This is a genomic window from Nocardioides aquiterrae (assembly GCF_039526625.1).
In the GTDB taxonomy this organism is placed as follows: domain Bacteria; phylum Actinomycetota; class Actinomycetes; order Propionibacteriales; family Nocardioidaceae; genus Nocardioides; species Nocardioides aquiterrae.
Map to the genome: position 1 here is coordinate 218,503 of NZ_BAAAJE010000001.1, position 19,442 is coordinate 237,944.

15 protein-coding genes are annotated in these 19,442 nt (G+C 71.9%); 12 read left to right on the plus strand and 3 right to left on the minus strand.

All coding sequences use genetic code 11. From position 1 onward, the window contains the following. Positions 1–2: 2 nt before the first annotated feature. Positions 3–881 (minus strand): formyltetrahydrofolate deformylase, encoded by an 879-nt coding sequence (gene purU, locus ABD086_RS01070; RefSeq protein ID WP_343904848.1) that lies wholly within the window; start codon positions 879–881, stop codon positions 3–5. 79 nt (positions 882–960) lie between these two features. Here purU and ABD086_RS01075 point away from each other — a divergent pair, with 79 nt between their 5' ends. From ABD086_RS01075 to ABD086_RS01130, 12 genes are all read left to right on the plus strand, one after another. After that, positions 961–1,725, plus strand: a complete 765-nt coding sequence (locus ABD086_RS01075) for an IclR family transcriptional regulator (RefSeq protein ID WP_343904849.1) — start codon at positions 961–963, stop codon at positions 1,723–1,725. A 117-nt stretch (positions 1,726–1,842) separates the two neighbouring features. After that, entirely contained in the window at positions 1,843–3,312 is a 1,470-nt protein-coding gene (locus tag ABD086_RS01080) for an aldehyde dehydrogenase family protein (RefSeq protein ID WP_343904850.1), read from the plus strand. Then, on the plus strand, positions 3,309–5,009 hold the full coding sequence (gene betA / locus ABD086_RS01085) for a choline dehydrogenase (protein WP_343904851.1): 1,701 nt from the start codon (positions 3,309–3,311) through the stop codon (positions 5,007–5,009). The genes ABD086_RS01080 and betA overlap by 4 nt, the downstream gene beginning before the upstream one ends. Next, positions 5,006–6,034, plus strand: a complete 1,029-nt coding sequence (locus ABD086_RS01090) for a quaternary amine ABC transporter ATP-binding protein (RefSeq protein ID WP_343904852.1) — start codon at positions 5,006–5,008, stop codon at positions 6,032–6,034. The genes betA and ABD086_RS01090 overlap by 4 nt, the downstream gene beginning before the upstream one ends. Continuing rightward, the gene (locus ABD086_RS01095) at positions 6,035–8,071 is read left to right on the plus strand and encodes an ABC transporter permease (protein ID WP_343904854.1); all 2,037 of its coding nucleotides are present in this window, start codon (positions 6,035–6,037) and stop codon (positions 8,069–8,071) included. Between the two features lie 64 nt (positions 8,072–8,135). Then, on the plus strand, positions 8,136–9,119 hold the full coding sequence (locus ABD086_RS01100) for an ABC transporter substrate-binding protein (protein ID WP_343904855.1): 984 nt from the start codon (positions 8,136–8,138) through the stop codon (positions 9,117–9,119). Positions 9,120–9,257: 138 nt separating this feature from the next. Next, positions 9,258–11,762 (plus strand): GcvT family protein, encoded by a 2,505-nt coding sequence (locus ABD086_RS01105; RefSeq protein WP_343904856.1) that lies wholly within the window; start codon positions 9,258–9,260, stop codon positions 11,760–11,762. Beyond that, complete coding sequence (locus tag ABD086_RS01110; RefSeq protein WP_343904858.1) at positions 11,759–12,511, plus strand: electron transfer flavoprotein subunit beta/FixA family protein; 753 nt, start codon at positions 11,759–11,761, stop codon at positions 12,509–12,511. The genes ABD086_RS01105 and ABD086_RS01110 overlap by 4 nt, the downstream gene beginning before the upstream one ends. Then, a complete protein-coding gene (locus ABD086_RS01115) occupies positions 12,508–13,488 on the plus strand; it encodes an electron transfer flavoprotein subunit alpha/FixB family protein (RefSeq protein WP_343904860.1) in 981 nt (326 codons plus the stop codon). Before ABD086_RS01110 ends, ABD086_RS01115 begins: the two co-directional genes overlap by 4 nt. A gap of 50 nt (positions 13,489–13,538) precedes the next feature. Next, a complete protein-coding gene (locus ABD086_RS01120; protein ID WP_343904862.1) occupies positions 13,539–14,756 on the plus strand; it encodes a M15 family metallopeptidase in 1,218 nt (405 codons plus the stop codon). 597 nt (positions 14,757–15,353) lie between these two features. Further along, positions 15,354–16,721 carry a hypothetical protein gene (locus ABD086_RS01125; protein WP_343904864.1) on the plus strand — a complete coding sequence of 456 codons (1,368 nt, stop codon included), beginning with the start codon at positions 15,354–15,356 and terminating at the stop codon, positions 16,719–16,721. A 10-nt stretch (positions 16,722–16,731) separates the two neighbouring features. Then, positions 16,732–17,697 carry an NADPH:quinone oxidoreductase family protein gene (locus ABD086_RS01130; RefSeq protein ID WP_343904865.1) on the plus strand — a complete coding sequence of 322 codons (966 nt, stop codon included), beginning with the start codon at positions 16,732–16,734 and terminating at the stop codon, positions 17,695–17,697. 3 nt (positions 17,698–17,700) lie between these two features. Here ABD086_RS01130 and ABD086_RS01135 read toward each other — a convergent pair whose 3' ends face one another. Beyond that, entirely contained in the window at positions 17,701–18,210 is a 510-nt protein-coding gene (locus ABD086_RS01135; RefSeq protein ID WP_343904866.1) for a hypothetical protein, read from the minus strand. Positions 18,211–18,944: 734 nt separating this feature from the next. Next, positions 18,945–19,412, minus strand: a complete 468-nt coding sequence (locus ABD086_RS01140) for a nucleoside deaminase (RefSeq protein ID WP_343904868.1) — start codon at positions 19,410–19,412, stop codon at positions 18,945–18,947. Positions 19,413–19,442 lie beyond the last annotated feature (30 nt).

Genomic DNA, 19,442 nt, shown 5'->3' on the forward strand with positions numbered 1-19,442 from the left:
CGCTAGCGGAACACCACCGTCCGCGACCCGTTCAGCAGCACCCGCGACTGCGAGTGCCAGCGCACCGCGCGCGACAGGACCTGGGCCTCGACGTCCCGCCCGGCGGCGACCAGCTCGTCCTGGTCGTAGGTGTGGTCGACGCGGATCACGTCCTGCTCGATGATCGGGCCCTCGTCGAGGTCCGCGGTCACGTAGTGCGCGGTGGCACCGACCAGCTTCACGCCCCGGTCGAACGCCTGGTGGTAGGGCTTGGCGCCCTTGAAGCTCGGCAGGAACGAGTGGTGGATGTTGATCGCCCGCCCGGCGAGCGCCCGGCACAGGTCGTCGGACAGCACCTGCATGTAGCGCGCGAGCACCACCAGGTGCACGTCGTGCTCCTTGACCAGCTCCAGCAGCCGCTCCTCGGCCTGCGGCTTGGTGTCCGCAGTCACCGGCACGTGCACGAACGGCACGCCGTACGACGCCGCCATGTCGGCCGCGTCCTCGTGGTTGGACACCACCGCCGGCACCTCGATCTGCAGGGACCCGGTCGAGGCGCGGAACAGCAGGTCGTTGAGGCAGTGCAGGTGCTTGGACACCATGATCAGCGTCCGGTACGGCGCCCGCGCGTCCCAGAGTTCGAAGCGCATCTCGAACTCCGCGGCCACCGCCGCGAACTCGCCGCGCAGCTCGTCGGCGGTCACCGCGCCCGGCACCTCGAAGTCGATGCGCATGAAGAACGAGCCGCTCAGCCGGTCGCCGAACTGCTGGCTCTCCAGGATGTTGCCGCCGCGCGCGACCAGGAACCCGGACACCGCGTGCACGATGCCGGGCCGGTCGGGGCAGGAGAGGATCAGCACGAAGTCGCCGGCCGCGATGGTCGGGGGAGCCAGAGAGGGCACGGGTCACCTTCACCGTCGGTGTTGCGCTGACAGAAACCGGTCCTGCGATACGCAACAGTTGTCCGCTACTGTCGCCATCGTGAACGACGCGAGCGCCGGCGTCCAGTCGGTCGACCGGGCGCTGACCATCCTCGAGGTCCTCGCCCGCGTCGGCGAGGCCGGGGTCACCGAGATCGCGGGCGAGCTCGGCGTGCACAAGAGTACGGCGTTCCGGCTGGTCTCCACGCTCGAGGCGCACCGCCTCGTCGAGCAGACCACCGACCGCGGCCGCTACCGCCTCGGCGTCGGGGTGCTCCGTCTGGCCGGTGCCACCACCGCGCGGCTCGACCTGGTCCAGGAGGCCCGGCCGGTCTGCCGCCAGCTCGCCGCGGACACCGGGGAGACCGTCAACATCGCGGTGCTGTCGGAGAGCTCCGCGCTCTACCTCGACCAGGTCGCGGGCTCCTCGGCGCTGCAGCCGCACAACTGGGTGGGCCAGCACATCCCGCTGCACGCGACCAGCAACGGCAAGGTGCTGCTCAGTGGTCTGGACGAGACGCGGGTCGCCGAGATCCTCGGCAGCCTGTCCCGCTACACCCCGCTCACGATCACCAAGAAGGCCAAGCTCCGCGCGGAGCTGGAGCACGTCCGCGAGCAGGGGTACGCCGTCGCCGTGGACGAGCTGGAGGAGGGGCTCACCGCGGTGGCCGCCCCGATCCGCAACGCCCACGGCGACGTGATCGCCTCGATGAGCGTCTCCGGTCCGACGTTCCGGCTGCCCGAGCAGCGCGTCGACGAGGTGCTGCCGCTGCTCGTCGAGGCCGCCGCCGAGGTGTCGCACCGCCTCGGCTGGGGTCGCCGCTGAGTCACAACTCGGCCGAACTGCTTGACGGCCGGGGCCCCTGACTCCATTCTCGGCTCAACAACCAAGTTGCGCGGAGAGCATCGAGTTGCGTGATACGCAACTCAGGATGGGGCGCAGGTGGCCGAGCTCTACCTGGACGGCGCGTGGGTCAGCGCGCGGGGTGGAGCGCGCCGTGAGATCCGGTGCCCGGCGGACGGCGCGCTCGTGGCCGAGGTCGACGAGGCCGACGCCGAGGACACCGAGCTCGCGATCGCCGCGGCGCACCGGGCGTTCCACCGCGGACCGTGGCCGCCGCGCTCGGCCCGCGAGCGCGGCGACCTGCTGCTGACGGTGGCCGACCTGCTCGAACGGGACGCCGACCGGCTGGCCCGGCTGGAGTCCCTGGACACCGGCAAGCGCCTGGTCGAGAGCGAGTACGACGTGGCCGACGTCGTCGCGGTCTTCCGCCACTACGGCCGGGTCGCCGCCGAGGACGCCGGCCGGCTGGTCGACACCGGCAACCCGGACGTCGTCAGCCGGATCGTGCACGAGCCGGTCGGCGTGTGCGCGCTGATCACGCCCTGGAACTACCCGCTGCTCCAGGTCTCCTGGAAGGTCGCGCCGTGCCTGGCGGCCGGCAACACGTTCGTGCTCAAGCCCAGCGAGCTCACCCCGCACACCGCGATCCACCTGATGCGCGTGCTCGAGGAGGCCGGCCTGCCCGCGGGTGTCGGCAACCTCGTCCTCGGCGCCGGCGCGACCGCGGGCGCCCCGCTGGCGACTGACCCCCGAGTCGACCTCGTCTCCTTCACCGGTGGCCTGGAGACCGGACGACGGCTGATGGCCGCCGCGTCCGGGACGGTGAAGCGGGTGGCCCTCGAGCTCGGCGGCAAGAACCCCAACGTGGTGTTCGCCGACGCCGACCTCGAGGTCGCCCTCGACTTCGCGCTCACCGCGGTCTTCCTGCACTCGGGCCAGGTCTGCTCCGCGGGCGCGCGGCTGCTCGTCGAGGAGTCGGTCCACGACGACTTCGTCGACCGGCTGGTCGAGCGGGCCGAGCGGATCCGGATCGGCGGCCCGTTCGACGACAAGGCCGAGACCGGTCCGCTCACCAGCGCCGCGCACCGCGAGAAGGTCGAGGCGTACGTCGCGCGCGGGATCGCCGAGGGCGCCGTCCTGCGGACCGGTGGCCGGCGTCCCGACGACCCGGAGCTGGCCGACGGCTTCTACTACCTGCCCACGATCCTGGACGGCTGCCGCAGCGACATGTCGGTGACCCAGGACGAGTCGTTCGGGCCGGTGCTCACCGTCGAGACGTTCCGTGACGAGGACGAGGCGGTCCGGATCGCCAACGACTCGATCTACGGTCTGGCCGGCGCCGTGTGGACCCAGGACGCCGGGAAGGGGCAGCGGGTCGCGGCCCGGCTGCGGATGGGCACCGTCTGGATCAACGACTACCACCCGTACGTCCCGCAGGCCGAGTGGGGCGGCTACAAGCAGTCCGGCATCGGCCGGGAGCTCGGGCAGGCCGGCCTCGACGAGTACCGCGAGACCAAGCACGTGTGGCACAACATCCGGCCGGCCGAGCAAAGGTGGTTCCAGGGGTGACCGCACGCGCGGACCGGTACGACTACGTCATCGTGGGCGGTGGCTCGGCCGGGTGCGCGCTCGCCAACCGGCTCTCCGCCGATCCGGGCACCTCGGTGCTGGTGCTCGAGGCGGGCCGCTCGGACTTCCGCATCGACCCGTTCATCCACATGCCGGCGGCGCTGCCGTTCCCGATCGGGAACCGGCTCTACGACTGGAAGTACGAGACCGACCCGGAGCCGCACCTGAACAACAGGAGGGTCTTCCACGCCCGCGGCAAGGTCCTCGGCGGCTCGTCGTCGATCAACGGGATGATCTTCCAGCGTGGCAACCCGATGGACTATGAGCGCTGGGCCGCCGAGCCGGGGATGAAGGAGTGGGACTACCTCCACTGCCTGCCGTACTTCAAGAAGATGGAGACCTGCACTCTCCCAGATGGCAGGGCCGGCGCCGACGCCTGGCGCGGCGGCGACGGTCCGCTGGTGCTCGAGCGCGGGCCGGCCGACAACCCGCTGTTCGGCGCGTTCTTCGAGGCCGTGCAGCAGGCCGGCTACCCGCTGACCGACGACGTCAACGGCTACCGCCAGGAGGGCTTCGCGAGGTTCGACCGCAACATCCACCGCGGCCGCCGGCTCTCCGCGGCCCGCGCCTACCTGCACCCGGTCAAGCACCGCAAGAACCTCACGGTCGAGACGCTCGCCCTCGTCACCGGCGTCCGGTTCGACGGCAAGCGCGCGGTGGGCGTCGACTACCTGCGCGCCGGCCGCGTCCGCCGTACCGCGCACGCCGGCGAGGTGATCCTCTGCGGCGGCGCGATCAACAGCCCCCAGCTGCTGCAGCTCTCCGGAGTGGGCGACGAGGAGCTGCTGAAGCAGCACGGCATCCCGGTCGTCCAGCACCTGCCCGGCGTCGGCGCGAACGCGCAGGACCACCTCGAGGTCTACATCCAGTACGCGTCGAAGCAGCCGGTGTCGATCGCGCCCGGGCTGAAGTGGCGCAAGCGGCCCGGCATCGGCTACCAGTGGCTGGTCCACCGGCGCGGGCTCGGCGCCACGAACCACTTCGAGGGCGGCGGCTTCTGTCGAAGCAACGAGGACGTCGACTACCCGAACCTGATGTTCCACTTCCTGCCGGTCGCGATCCGGTACGACGGGTCCGCGCCCACGGAGGGTCACGGCTACCAGGTGCACATCGGCCCGATGTACGCCGACACCCGCGGGCACGTGAAGATCCGGAGCCGCGACCCGAAGCAGCACCCGTCGATCCTGTTCAACTACCTCTCGACCGCGAACGACCGCCGCGAGTGGGTCGAGGCGATCCGGGTCGCCCGCAGCATCCTGAACCAGCCCGCGTTCGCGCCGTACAACGACGGGGAGCTGTCGCCCGGCAACGGCGTCGAGACCGACGAGCAGATCCTGGAGTGGGTGCGCGCCGACGCCGAGACCGCCCTGCACCCGTCGTGCACCGCGAAGATGGGCATCGACGAGACGGCGGTCGTCGACCCGGGCTCGATGCGCGTGCACGGCGTCGAGGGGCTGCGCGTCGTCGACGCCTCGGTCTTCCCGTTCGTCACCAACGGCAACATCTACGCCCCCGTGATGATGGTCGCCGAGAAGGCGGCCGACCTGATCGCGGGCAACACCCCGCTCCCGCCCGCCGACGTGCCGTACTACCGCTACCGCGACGGCATGCCGCTCTACCCCGAGGAGCTCTCATGAGCGACGACGCTGCCCTCTCCGTCAAGCACCTCTGGAAGATCTTCGGCCGCGGCGCGGACCGGATCGTCGGCACGCCGGACGCCGACCTCTCGCGCGCCGAGCTCAAGGAGAAGACCGGCTGCGTGGTCGGCGTCCGCGACCTGTCGTTCGACGTCGCGCCCGGCGAGGTGTTCGTGGTGATGGGCCTGTCCGGGTCCGGCAAGTCCACGCTGGTGCGCTGCCTGACCCGGCTCATCGAGCCGACCGCGGGCGAGGTCGTGATCGACGGGCGCGACATCACCAAGGCCAGCGAGAGCGAGCTGCGCGACCTGCGGCGTACCCACGCGTCGATGGTGTTCCAGCACTTCGGCCTGCTCCCGCACCGGCAGGTGATCGACAACGTGGCCTACGGCCTGGAGATCCGCGGTGTGGGGAGGAAGGAGCGCCGGGCCAAGGCCGAGGAGGTCGTCCAGCTGGTCGGCCTGGCCGGCTACGAGACGTCCTACCCCGACCAGCTCTCCGGCGGCATGCAGCAGCGCGTCGGCCTGGCTCGGGCGCTGGCCAACGACCCGTCGCTGCTGCTGTTCGACGAGCCGTTCTCCGCGCTCGACCCGCTGATCCGCCGGGACATGCAGAACGAGGTGATCCGGCTCCACCACGAGCTCGGCAAGACGATGGTCTTCATCACCCACGACCTCGCCGAGGCGCTCAAGCTCGGCGACCGGATCCTGATCATGCGCGACGGCGAGCTCGTCCAGATCGGGACGCCGGACGAGGTGGTCGGCGCCCCGGCCGACGACTACGTTCGCGACTTCACGTCGGAGGTGCCGAAGTCGCACGTGCTGACGCTGAAGTGGGTGATGCGCGAGCCTCGGGACGGCGAGTCGGGCGACGGCCCGGTGATGACGTCCGACACCATCGTCCGGCAGGCAGCGCGGGCAGCACTCGCCTCGGAGCACCCGGTGCGGGTGGTCGACGACGGTCAGCTGGTCGGGATCGTCGACGACGACGCGATCCTCCGGGTCGTGGTCGCCGAGGAGCGCTGAATGTCCACCGCCACCGCCCCGCCGAGCCTCGAACGCCTCGAGCCGGACGCCGCGCCGCCGCCGCCCCCGCAGCCGCGCCGGGTCCCGCGGCTGGTCTGGGTCCTCGTGGTCCTGGCGGGCTGGGTCGCGCTGTGGAGCGTGACCAAGGGGACGCACACCCTGGCCCTGTCCGGCCTCGACCAGACCGACCTCCACGCCCGGCTGTCCGACCGGGTCAGTGGCTTCAGCTCGAACGCTGTCGCGCAGTCGATCGCCGACGCCATCAACGCGATCGTCGACTTCCTCCGCGGGCTCATCGCGATCCCGACGCCCCCGCGGCCGGCGCCGACCATCGGCTGGCTCGGCGTGGTCGCCATCGCGACCTGGATCGGGTACGCCGTCGCGAACTGGCGGATCGCGCTGCTCGTCGCCGCGACGTTCCTCTCCTACGGGCTCTTCGGGTTCTGGGAGGACTCGATGGACCTGCTGATCGTCACGCTGGTCTCGGTGGCCTTCGCGGTCGTCATCGGCTTCCCCCTCGCGGTCTGGATCGCGGTCAGCTCGGGAGCGGCGCGATGGATCACCCTCGTGCTCGACCTCCTGCAGACGATGCCGACGTTCGTCTACCTGATGTTCGTGCTCGTGGTGTTCGGGATCGGTGCGCCGACCGCGGTGGTGTGCACCCTCGCCTACGCGCTCCCGCCCATCGTCCGGATCTCCGGGTTCGGCATCCGCGACGTGTCGCCGGCGGCGATCGAAGCCACGAACTCGCTCGGCCAGACCACGATGCAGCGGCTGCTCAAGGTGCAGATCCCGATGGCGCGGCGGACCATCATCGTGGGCCTCAACCAGACGATCCTCGCCGCGCTGTCGATGGCGATCATCGCGTCGTACGTGAACGGCCCGGGGCTCGGGAAGCCGGTCCTCGCCGCACTGACCGAGAACGACTTCGGCGCGGGCCTCGTCCCGGGCCTGCTGATCGTCGCGACGGGGATCATGCTCGACCGCACCACCACCGCGGCCAGCGAGCGGTCGGAGCGGGTGGCCCGGAGCGGCGGGGAGAACCGGAGGCGTCGGCGGATGGTGCTCGGCGTCCTGCTCGTCCCCGTCGCGGTCGCGGTCTGGTACTCCCGCTACTCGATCGACGCCGCGGTGTTCCCGGAAACCACCTGGGCCCGTTCGGTGGCGGACTGGGCCAACTCGTGGATGGAGTCGTTCACGTCGACCGTCGACACGGCGGCCGGCAAGTTCTCCGACGCGGTCTCCTACGGGCTGCTCAACCCCCTGCAGTCTGTGCTGGCCGAGTCGCCCTGGTGGCTGAGCTTCCTCGGCCTGCTGCTCCTCGGCGTGGTGATCGGCGGCCGCCGGGCGGTCGTGCCGAGCGTGGTCTGCCTGACCGGCCTGTACCTCCTCGACCTGTGGCACGACTCGATGGTCGTGCTGACGATGACGCTGGTCGCCACGCTGCTGGTGATGGTGCTGGCGCTCGTGATCGGCGTGTGGATGGGCCGCAGCCGGGTGGTGGACGTCGTGATCCGGCCGACGCTCGACGCCGGGCAGACCATCCCCGCGTTCGTGTACCTGATCCCGGTGCTCGCCCTCTTCGGATCGACCCGCTTCACCGCGATCGTGGCGGCCGTCGTCTACGCCGCTCCGGCCGCGATCAAGCTGGTGGCGGACGGCATCCGCGGGGTGCCCGACGGCGTGGTGGAGGCCGGCCGCTCGACCGGGTCGACCACCTGGCAGGAGATCACCAAGGTGCAGCTGCCGATGGCGCGCGGCTCCCTGGTGCTCGCGACGAACCAGGGCCTGCTCTACGTCCTGTCGATGGTGGTGATCGGCGGCCTCGTGGGTGCGGGTGCGCTGGGCTTCGACGTCATCTACGGCCTGGCCCACACCGACTACGCCGGCAAGGGGCTCGCCGCGGGCCTGTCCATCGTGCTGCTCGGGGTCGGGCTCGACCGGGTGATGCGGTCGGCCGCGGACCGGGCGGGGGCGCGCGCCCCCGTGCCTCGTGCCGCACGCCGGACGTGGGCACGGGGGGCGGTCCCGTTCTGACGACGCAGGTGGAAGGACCCAGCAGAACCAGGTCGCGAACGCGACACGACACAAGGGAGTGGACATGCGGATTCTGAACAAGCGGCGACTGGGGCTCGTCGCCGGCGCCGCGAGTGCCGTGCTCGCGCTCACGGCCTGTGGCGGCGGCACCGTGGAGAAGGAGACCCAGACCAACGAGTCGAAGGCAGCCGCCGCCGGCGGCGAGTGCGGCGACCTCAACATCATCGTCAACCCGTGGGTCGGCTACACCGCGGACGCCTACGTCGTCGGCGCGGTCGCCACCGACAAGCTGGGCTGCAACGTCTCCTACGTGGAGCTCAAGGAGGGCGGGCCGTCGTACCAGGCGCTGAAGTCGGGGGACGGGGACGTGATCCTCGAGGAGTGGTCGCACGCGGCGGAGCTGAAGGCCGCCGTCGACGGTGGGTACGCCGTCGACCTCGGTTCGCCCGGGAACGTCGGGATCATCGGCTGGTACGTGCCGGACTGGCTCGCCCAGGAGCACCCGGACATCCTCGACTGGAACAACCTCAACAAGTACGCGAGCGACTTCCAGACCTCGGAGTCCGGCGGCCAGGGCCAGTTCCTGGGGTCCGACCCGACCTACACGCAGTACGACGAGGCGATCATCAAGAACCTCGGTCTGGACTACAAGGTCGTGTTCTCCGGCGGCGAGACCGCGACGGTCGAGGCGTTCAAGAAGGCGCAGGAGAACAAGGAGTGGCTGATCGGCTACTTCTGGGAGCCGCAGTACATCCACGCCGAGGTGCCGATGGACCGAGTGAAGCTGCCGGAGTACAAGCCGGGCTGCGACGCGGACAAGGCCAAGGTGGCCTGTGACTACGCGGAGACCGAGCTGAAGAAGGTCGCCGCCACGAAGTTCATGGAGTCGGGCTCGACCGCGGCCGACCTGATCAAGAACTTCACCTGGACCAACGACGACCAGAACCTGGTCGCCAAGTACATCACCGCCGACAAGATGACACCGGAGGACGCCGCCGCCAAGTGGATCGCGGACAACCCGGACAAGGTCCAGGCCTGGCTCGGCTGAGCCGCGCGGCTGCTGATCTCGTCACCTGCCCGGCCGGGGGGTTGACCTCCCGGCCGGGCTCGGGTGATCCTTGAACACGTTCCGTAATACGAATTGCGTTGCGTGATACGCAACTGTCTGGACAGACCGGAGAGTCCCATGGCCACCGTCCCCACCTCGGCCAAGGTCGTCGTGATCGGCGCCGGCATCGTCGGCAACAGCCTCGTCCACCACCTCGCGCGGCTCGGCTGGCGCGACATCGTGCAGCTCGACCAGGGGCCGCTGCCCAACCCCGGCGGCTCGACCGGGCACGCCTCGAACTTCATCTTCCTGACCGACCACTCGCGGGAGATCACCGACCTGACGCTCGACTCGGTCGAGCAGTACAAGGAGATGGGCGTCTTCACGCAGTCCGGCGGATTCGAGCTGGCCCGGACCGAGGAGCGGATGGAGGAGCTGCGGCGCCGGATGTCGTCCGCGCGTGCCTGGGGCATCGAGGCCGAGCTGGTGAGTCCGGAGTTCGTGAAGGAGAAGGTCCCGTTCATCGAGACCGACCAGTTCATCGGCGCGTTCTGGCAGCCCGGCGTCGGCGTCGTCGACTCGCTGCGCGCCGGCACGATCATGCGCGAGCGGGCGATGGAGCTCGACGCGCTGACCGTCGTCCCCAACGTCGAGGTCACCGGCCTGGACGTCGAGGACGGGCGGATCCGGCGGGTGCGCACCGACGCCGGCGACATCGAGACCGAGTACGTCGTGATCGCGTGCGGCGTCTGGAGCCCGAAGATCGGCGACATGGCGGGCGTCTCGATCCCGCTCACCCCGGCCGTGCACCAGATGATCAGCGTCGGCCCGTGCCCGCAGCTGGCCGAGCGCGAGGGCGAGATCTCGTTCCCGATCGTCCGCGACATGGACACCTTCTGCTACGAGCGCCAGCACGGCGCCGACATGGAGGTCGGCTCCTACGCGCACCGCGCGATCCTGCACGAGCCGGAGGACATCCCCTCGATCGAGCAGGCCAAGCTGTCGCCGACCGAGATGCCGTTCACCTCCGACGACTTCGACCCGCAGCTCGAGCAGGCCTACGAGCTGATGCCCGAGCTGCTCGGCGCCGAGGGCGCGGAGATGCGCTACGCCATCAACGGCCTGCTCTCGCTGACCTGCGACGGCTGGCCGATCCTCGGCGAGAGCGAGGTCGGGGGCCTGTGGACCGCGGCCGCGGTCTGGATCAAGGAGGGCCCGGGCGTCGGCCGGGCCGTCGCGGAGTGGATGGTCAACGGACACTCCGAGATCGACGTCAGCCACAGCGACATCGCGCGCTTCCACGAGCACCAGAAGCGCCGCGAGCACACCCGGCTGCGCACCACCGAGTCCTTCATCAAGACCTACGGGATCATCCACCCCGCCGAGCAGTACGAGTCGGACCGCGAGCAGCGGCTGGCGCCGATGAACGACGCGCAGAAGAAGCTCGGCGCGGTCTTCTTCGAGACCGGCGGCTGGGAGCGCCCGTTCTGGTACGAGTCCAACGCCGGCCTCCTCGAGCAGTACGGCGACGCCGTGATGACCCGCGAGCACGAGTGGGACGCGCGCTGGTGGAGCCCGATCATCAACGCCGAGCACCTGCGGATGCGGGAGGCCGCCGGCGTCATCGACCTGTCGGCGTTCGAGATCTTCGACATCGAGGGGCCCGGCGCCCTGGAGGCCGTCCAGGTCACCTGCGTCGCGCAGTGCGACGTCCCGGTCGGCAAGGTCGTCTACACGCCCGTGCTGGACGCGGCCGGCGGCTTCAAGTCCGACCTGACCGTGATGCGCCTCGGCGACGACCACTTCCGCGTGGTCACCGGCGCCGCGCACGGCCCCGCGGACCGGCACTGGTTCGCGGCGCACGTGCCCGACGGGACCACGCTCACCAGCCGCACCGACGACGTCGTCACGATCGGCCTGTGGGGTCCGCGCGCCCGCGACATCCTGGCCTCGCTGACGTCCGACGACGTGACCGACGAGGGCTTCGGGTTCCTCACCTGCCGCGAGATCCAGGTCAACGGAACCACCGTCCTCGCCTCCCGGATCTCGTACGTCGGCGAGCTCGGCTGGGAGCTCTACGCCGCGTACGACGACGCGGCCGGGCTGTGGGACGCGCTGCTCGAGGCGGGGGCTCCGCACGGCGCCGTCCCGGTCGGCATCGGCGTCTACGGCACCACCGGCCGGATCGAGAAGGGCTACCGCGCGTTCGGCTACGAGCTGGACGCCGAGCGCTCGATCGTCGAGGCCGGCATGCAGCGGCCGAAGGTGAAGACCGCGGACTTCGTGGGTCGGGACGCCTACCTCGCCCAGCGCGAGGCCGAGCCGCAGGCGGTGCTGTGCACGCTGGTCGTCGAGGACCACACGTCGGCGTCCGGCGTGAAGCGGTACATGCTCGGCGGCGAGCCGATCCTGCGTCGCGACGGGAGCTCGCTCACCGACGGGCACGGCCACCACCCCTACGTCACCACCGCCGGGTCGGCCCCGTCGCTGGGTAAGCACCTGCTGATGGCGTACCTGCCGCCGGCCGAGGTCGTGATCGGCAACGAGCTGGCCGTGTCGTACATGGAGGAGCTCTACCCGGTGACCGTCGGCTCGGTCGACGCGACGCCGCTCTTCGACCCCGCGAACGAGCGCCTGCGATGACCGTCCTGGTCTGCGTGAAGCGGGTCGTCGACTCGTCCAGCGAGGTGGTGCTGACCGAGGACGGCCAGGCCGTCGACGGTCGGTACGCCGGGTTCACGATGAGCGCCCACGAGGAGTGCGCGGTCGAGCTGGCCGTGCAGATCGGCTCTGCCGTTGGTGGCGCGACCGTGATGACGCTGGGCGACGCGGACGCCGTCGAGCAGCTGCGGGCGGCGCTGGCCGTCGGCTGCGAGGCGGCGACGCACGTGGTCGCGGACCCGCAGACCTTCGGCCCGGCCGACGTCGCGCGCGAGATCGCCGCGGTCGTGAAGGACCAGGGGCACGAGCTGGTGCTGCTGGGCAACGACGCCGCCGACAGCGGCGACTTCCAGGTGGGCATCCGGCTCGCCTACGAGCTCGGCTGGCCGGTGGTGAACGGCGCCGCGACCGTGTCGGTGGCCGAGGGCGTGGTGACCGCAGGGGTCGCCGGCCCGGACGGCCACGAGACCTACCGCGTGCCACTGCCCGCGGTCGTGACCGTGCTCGAGGGTGGGGTGTCGCCGCGCTACCCCAGCGTGCCCGGCCGGATGAAGGCCAAGAAGGTCCCGATCGACGAGCGGCAGCCGACCGCGGAGCCCGCCGGGACCGGCCGGGTGCGGCTGGTGCTCCCGCCGCCGGCCCCGTCCTCCGTGCAGGTGCTGGGCACCGGCCCCGAGGCCGCGCCCGCCGTCGTCGACCTGTTCGAGCAGCTGGGGGTGCTGGCCCGATGATCGTGGTGCTGGTCGAGGTCACGCCGGACGGCGAGCCGGCCGAGGTGTCCCTGGAGGCGGTGACCTTCGCCCGATCGCTGTCCGCGGCAGGCGGCGGCGTGCCGGTCGACGTGGTGGTCGTGGGCGAGCCGTCCACGTCATCGGTCGAGACGATGACGGCGTACGGCGTCCGCCGGGTGCACGCGCTCACCGGCGACGCGTTCGCGGCGTTCTCCGGCGCCGCGTGGGCCGCCGGCGTGCTGTCGGTGCGGGAGAAGGCGGGCTCGGTCGTCGTGATGGCGTCCGGCACCCCGCGCGGCGGCGAGGTGATGGCGCACGTGGCCGCCCGCGCCGGCGTACCGATGGCCGCGAACGTGCTGTCCTTCGGCGGCCTGTCGCCCTTCGTCGTCACCCGCCAGGTGGTCGGCGGCGCCGCGCTGGAGGAGATGCAGCTCTCCGCCCGGCCGGCGGTGTTCACGGTGGCGGGCCACGCGGTCGAGGCGTCGCCCGCCGAGTCGCCCGGTGCGGGCGACGTCGTCGTGGAGACGCCCGCCGTCGCCGACGCGGACCTGGTCGCGCGGGTGGTCTCGACCGAGGAGCCCGAGGCCGACCTGTCCGGCGACCTGTCGTCGGCGAGGGTCGTCGTCGGCGCGGGCCGCGGTGCCGGCTCCGCCGACGGGTTCAAGGACCTGCTCGAGCTCACCGAGCTGCTCGACGCCTCGCTGGGCGTGTCGCGGGTGGTGACCTCGCTGGGCTGGCGGCCGCACCACGAGCAGGTCGGCCAGACCGGCTCCCGGATCGCGCCGGACCTCTACATCCCGTGCGGCATCAGCGGCGCCATCCAGCACTGGGCGGGCTGCTCGTCGGCGAAGAACATCCTCGCGATCAACACCGACGCCGAGGCGCCGATGGTCACCCGGGCGACGTACGCCGTGATCGGCGACCTGCACGAGATCGTCCCGGCGATCAACGAGGAGATCCGCCGGCGCCGGGGATAGGGAGCGCTCCCGCGGGGTAGACGTACCCTGAACTCCTGGGGAGGGGAGCCATGCGACTGGGGCGCGCGCTGGGTACGACGGCGTTGGCCGGCGTGCTCGTGCTGCCGGTCGCCGGGTGCAACGGCGGCTCCGAGGCCGGCGACCCGGCCCCCAGCGCGGCCAGCACGAGCGCCGCGTCCAGCGGCCAGACGGCCGCCCCCGCGCTCGACCCGAAGCACGCGATCGACCCACCCGGCCGGCGTACCGGCGCCATCGCCCCGGCCGACATCGTCGTCAACGGCGCGCAGACGATCCCGCAGGACAAGGTCGACGAGATCCGGAGGCTGAAGGGCGTCCAGGACGTCGAGCAGATCTCGCTGGCCCAGCTCACGATCGAGAACCGCGCGCTCAGCGTGGCCGCGGTCGACCCGGCGACCTACCGGAACTGGGTCATCAAGGCGGCGAGCGCGCAGACCCAGGTCGTCTGGAACCGGGTCGCCGGCGGCGAGCTCGCGATCCGGCCGGCCCTGGAGAAGCGGGCGCCGATCGACAAGGACGGCTACCTCGCCCTCGGCAGCACGAGCGATGCCCCGCGGGTGCACGTGGGCGCCTACGCGCAGCAGTCCTGGTTGGTCGACGCCGTCGTCAACGACACCTGGATCCCCGACCTCGGCATGACCGAGGGCAACGCGCTGCTGATCCGCACCGGCGGGAACGCCCCCGAGCCGCTGCGCAAGCCGATCGAGAAGATCCTGGAGGGGACGGACACCACGGTCTCGATGACCGACGTCGTCGCCCGCGAGGGCCTCGACCCGCACGTCGTGCAGACGGTCGACGTCGTCGGCACCGTCGCCGACGCGGTCGGCGTGTTCCGCTACACGGTGCTGTCCGGTGGCCACATCGCCCCGGACCCGGCGTGGGTGAAGGAGCACATCGCCACCGAGCCGGTCCCGATCCTCGGCAACGTCACCTGCAACAAGCTGATCTTCCCGCAGCTGCGCGCCGCGCTGGAGGACGTGATGGCCCAGGGCCTCGCCGACAAGATCCACCCGGGCGAGTACGCCGGCTGCTACTACCCGCGCTTCATCGCCGGCACCACCACGCTCTCCAACCACGCCTTCGGGCTGGCCCTCGACCTGAACGTCCCCGGCAACCAGCGCGGCAGCGCCGGCGAGATGGACCGCGGCGTGGTCGCGATCTTCAAGCACTGGGGCTTCACCTGGGGTGGCGACTGGAAGTACACGGACCCCATGCACTTCGAGATGAACCAGCTGGTGCAGCCGAAGTGACGCACTGACCGCGCCTCGCGGTCGGCCCGGGTCACCGTCGGTCGAGCTTGTCGAGGCCTCGTACGACGGACGCGGTGCCGTCGACTCTCAGCACCTCCCAGTCCGCTCGGGTTGCGACCGACAGGCAGCGAACGGGGCGGTGGGTGGGTGGTTGCGGCCGGCGCCCGGGTCACCGTTGGTCGAGCTTGTCGAGACCCCGTACGGCGGACGGGGTGCCCTCACCTGTCGGCACCCCGCGGTGGGCTTGGGGTTGCGACCGACAGGCAGCGAACGGGGCGGTGGGTGGGTGGTTGCGGCCGGTGCCCGGGTCGCGGCCGCGCGGTCTTCGGGTCGTGTGCCTGAGACCGCGCTATAGCTCGGTGTGAGGCCCACGACCCAGCCGGGTCACCGGCCTACACGCCCACCACAAGCAACGCTGGGTCGACGGCGGCCACACCGACCTCGCCGACGGCGTCAGTCTGTGCCACTGGCACCACAACCGCGCCCACGACCCGAAGTACCGCACCACCTACCACCCCAACGGCGACGTCACCTTCCACCGGCGAACGTGACGGAGACGCACGTACCCTGGCTTCCTGCCTATCCCGGGGGGTCCTCGTGTCGCTGCACCGCCGTGCTCTCGCTGTCGCCCTGGCGGTTGCCACCGCGTCGACGCTGGCGGCGCTGGGTCCTGCCGCCGCGGCCGGCGAGGGGTGGAGCCCGTTGCGGAAGGCGGGTGGCCACGCGCTCGCGGTCGCCCTGGACGACGGGACCACGGCACTGGTCAGTGTGGGCGGGCCGGACACAGCGACGGTCTTCGACCAGCGCCGCACCGCCTCCGGTGACCTGGGTCCCCGCACGGAGATCACCACCGTCGACGACGCCGAGCAGTGCCGACCGGTCGAGGCGGCCACCGCCCGGGGCAACGTCGCGGTCGCCGTCGAGTGCTACGCCACGACCGGCCTCGAGGACCCGCCGACCCGGCTCGCCGAGCTCGTGTGGACCGGTGACGACGGGTGGGTGTGGCACGTGCAGCCGGAGGGTGACCTGGGGTCGCTGGACTACTCGCCGCAGGGCCAGTACGCCGTCTTCACCAGCAACAGTCGGTACGGGCGCGCGCACCACGTGACCAGCTACCACGCCGACCTGGGCTGGCGGGACCTCCGGCGTCGCCAGCTCGGCGGGTACGGCGACGACCTGGTGGCCGCCATCGGTGACGACGGCGACGTGGTGGCGGTGCGCGGCGCGGGCTTCGAGGACGAGCCGGGCTACTGGTTCGGCGGCCGGATGCGCCTCGAGACGTACGACGCCGCGACGGGGACGTGGACGCGCCGCCTCGACCGCCGGTACCCCGACGGTGGTATCGACCCGATGGCCGTCGACCTGGCCGAGGGCCGGATCACGGCGACGGTGGTCCGGTCGCGCTCGACCGGCCAGCTCGACGGCCTCGACGAGAAGGTCGTGCTCCTCTCCGGCGAGCCCGGCAGCACCCGCTCCTGGTCCACGCCGCACTGGAAGCGCGGGGTTCTGACCGCGCCCGCCGCGATCACCCGGGCCGGTGTCGGCGTGGCCGCCTGGCAGGAGGTCGGTCACGGGCGCGCCGTCCAGCCGTGGTTCGCCACCTGGCCGTCCGAGCGGGAGCGGCCGAGGGTGTGGGACCTCCAGGGGCGCACCACCCTGACGACCGCCGCGACGAGCGGCCGGACTCTGGACCTGGCGGTCGGTGCCGCCGGGCACGGCGCCATCGCGTACGTCCGGCACCGCCGCGGCGCCGCGCACGCCGAGGTCGCCGGGGCGTCGTTCCGCGTGGATCGCCGCGGCCGTCTGCACGACCTGGTCGAGACGACGTGGCGTCGGCCGGTCGGATCGACCGTCGCCGTGACCGCGGGCGCCACGGCCACCGCCGTCACGCTGGGTCGCGTCGCTCGCACGTACTACGTCCCACCGCGGACCCGGTACTCCGTCCTCGCTCCGGCACCCCGCTAACGTCGGCCCCATGCGCGCCGCCCAGGTCCTCGACACCACCGGTCCCGCCGACGTCACCGTCCGGGACGTGCCCGAGCCCACGCCCGGCCCGGACGACGTGCTGGTGGAGGTGCACAGCGTCGGCGTCTCCTTCCCGGACCTGCTGCTGAGCAAGGGCGAGTACCAGCTCAAGCCGGAGCCGCCGTTCACGCTCGGCGTCGACTTCGCGGGCACCGTCGTGTCCGGTCCCGAGGGCTTCGAGCCCGGGCAGCGCGTCGCCGGCGTCAACGCGTACGGCGGCGCGGCGGAGCTGGTGGCCAACCCGGCGTCGATGACGTTCGCGCTGCCCGACTCCGTGTCGTACGACGAGGGCGCGGCGCTGCCGATGAACTACCTGACCGCGCAGTTCGCGCTCGCCGAGCGCGGCGGGCTGAAGGCCGGCGAGACGGTGCTGGTGCACGGCGCCGCGGGCGGCGTCGGCACCGCGAGCATCCAGGTGGCCAAGGGGTACGGCGCGCGGGTGATCGCCGTGGTCAGCACCGAGGAGAAGGCCGTGGTGGCGAAGGCCGCGGGGGCGGACGACGCGGTGCTCCTCGACGGGTTCCGCGACGCGGTGCAGGACCTGACCGGGGGGCAGGGCGTCGACGTGGTCGTCGACGTCGTCGGCGGCGACGCGTTCACCGACTCGCTGCGGATTCTCGCCCCGCAGGGCCGGCTGCTCGTGGTCGGCTTCGCCGGCGGTCAGGGCATCCCCGAGGTGAAGGTCAACCGGCTGCTGCTCAACAACGTCGACGTCCGCGGCGTCGGCTGGGGCGCTTACGCGATGGTCCGGCCCGGGTTCATGCAGCAGCAGTGGGCCGAGCTGCTGCCGATGCTCGAGTCCGGCGTGGTCAAGCCGCCGGTCGGCGCGACCTACGACCTCGACGGCTTCGCCCGGGCGCTGCTCGACATGGAGGCGCGCAAGACCCTCGGGAAGTCGGTCGTCCGGCTCCGCTGACCGCTACCGCAGCCCGATCCGCCGGTGGTACAGCGCCGAGCCGTTGTTGATGACGACATCGACCGAGCGGTTGGTACCGGCGATCGAGATGCCGTAGAGGTCGGGCGCCGCCCGCGGCGGCCGCACGGTGCGGACCCGGCTGAGGTGAGCGCCGGTCGGCCCGGTGTGCACGACCTTCACGGCGTGGTACGTCGTCCAGGCGATCCACAGGCGACCGCCGGGCCCGGTCGCGAGCGCGATGTCCCGTGCCCCGCCCGACCCGGGGACGGTCACCGGGTGGTCCGCGCCGACCCGCCACAGGCCGACCTTCGTGCAGGTCGGGTAGCCGATGCAGGAGGCGACGTACAGCCCGCCACCCGGCCGCGCGACGAACGCCGTGGACTGGCTGGGCGTCAGCGTGTCGGAGCCCTCGCTGGACCGCGGGACCTTCGTGGTGGCGCCGACCGTCGGCAGCAGCCGCTTGACGAAGAGCCCCGCGGTGGAGCTGCTCGAGCCGTTCGCCGCGAAGGCCACCCACACGTCGTCGCCGTCGCGCGCGAGGGTCGAGTCGTAGACGCAGCACTCGCCGAACGTGTACGTCGAGTCCGCCGGCGTTCCAGGTGAGCGTCGCGTTCAGCGGGAACGACACCACCGGCGTGCCGTCGGCCAGCGTGGTCGCACCGGTGCCGTAGCTGTCGATCGCGTAGCCGCTCGCGATCAGCGCCCCGCCCGCCAGTGTCCAGGTCGTTCCCGTCGCGTCGGCGGTCGCGCTGAACATCTGCCCGGTCCCGTACGGGTCGCCTCCCGCCGTGGAGTGGATGCCGCCGAAGACCAGGCGCATGCCGCCGCCGGGCCCGCCGACGACCTTCGGGTCCTGCGGCAGCGCGGCCCAGCCGCCGACCGCGACGCCGGTGTCGGCCACGGACCCGTCGGCGCCGATGGTCGTGAACGCGAGGGTGTCGGTGGAGGGGTTCTGGCGCAGGTAGACCAGGTGGAGGACCCCGTCCGAGGTCCGGTAGAGCCCAGGCTCCGCGATGTTGACGACGGTGCCCGACGTGACCTTGGTCCAGCCGCCGGGGCCGCCGCGGGGCTCCGGCGCCGGAACGGCCGGGCCTGCTCCGGCGAGGGCGGCGGCGAGCGCCAGCCCGAGACCGGCCGCGAGGACGACGAGACGACGGTGTGCGCGCATGCTGGACTCCTCCGGTCGCCTCGACACTGGCACCGGGCGCGGCCGGGCGGAACGGACCTAGGTCCTGGCCGGGTCCCGGCTAGGTCCCGGCCTCCAGCCCGATGTCCTCGAACCACAGCTCCGGGTGGTCGGCGATGAACCGATCCATCAGGTCGATGCACCGGGGGTCGTCGAGGAGGAGGATCTCGACGCCGTGCTCGGCCAGCCACTCGTGCCCGCCGAAGAACGACGACGCCTCGCCGATCACGACCCGCGAGATGCCGAACTGGCGCACCAGCCCGGAGCAGTACCAGCACGGCGACAGGGTGGTCACCATCGTGGTACCGGCGTAGGTCCGCTGCCGGCCGGCGTCGCGGAACGCGGACGTCTCGCCGTGCGCGGACGGGTCGTCGTCCTGCACCCGCCGGTTGTGGCCACGGCCCAGGACGGTGCCGTCGGCGGCGACGAGCGCGGCGCCGATGGGGATGCCGCCCTCGGTCAGGCCCTGCCGCGCCTCCTCGACGGCGACGGCCAGCCAGTCCCGGGCGGTGACGAGGTCGAGCGTCATGAGACGAGTATCCGCCAGTCGGGGGATAGG

Excerpts from the sequence above, each read along its gene's own strand:
- ABD086_RS01120 (WP_343904862.1), top strand. The coding sequence starts at position 13,539 with ATGCGACTGGGGCGCGCGCTGGGTACGACGGCGTTGGCCGGCGTGCTC.
- ABD086_RS01100 (WP_343904855.1), top strand. The coding sequence starts at position 8,136 with ATGCGGATTCTGAACAAGCGGCGACTGGGGCTCGTCGCCGGCGCCGCG.
- ABD086_RS01095 (WP_343904854.1), top strand. The coding sequence starts at position 6,035 with ATGTCCACCGCCACCGCCCCGCCGAGCCTCGAACGCCTCGAGCCGGAC.
- ABD086_RS01105 (WP_343904856.1), top strand. The coding sequence starts at position 9,258 with ATGGCCACCGTCCCCACCTCGGCCAAGGTCGTCGTGATCGGCGCCGGC.
- ABD086_RS01115 (WP_343904860.1), top strand. The coding sequence starts at position 12,508 with ATGATCGTGGTGCTGGTCGAGGTCACGCCGGACGGCGAGCCGGCCGAG.
- ABD086_RS01140 (WP_343904868.1), bottom strand. The coding sequence starts at position 19,412 with ATGACGCTCGACCTCGTCACCGCCCGGGACTGGCTGGCCGTCGCCGTC.
- ABD086_RS01090 (WP_343904852.1), top strand. The coding sequence starts at position 5,006 with ATGAGCGACGACGCTGCCCTCTCCGTCAAGCACCTCTGGAAGATCTTC.
- ABD086_RS01130 (WP_343904865.1), top strand. The coding sequence starts at position 16,732 with ATGCGCGCCGCCCAGGTCCTCGACACCACCGGTCCCGCCGACGTCACC.
- ABD086_RS01110 (WP_343904858.1), top strand. The coding sequence starts at position 11,759 with ATGACCGTCCTGGTCTGCGTGAAGCGGGTCGTCGACTCGTCCAGCGAG.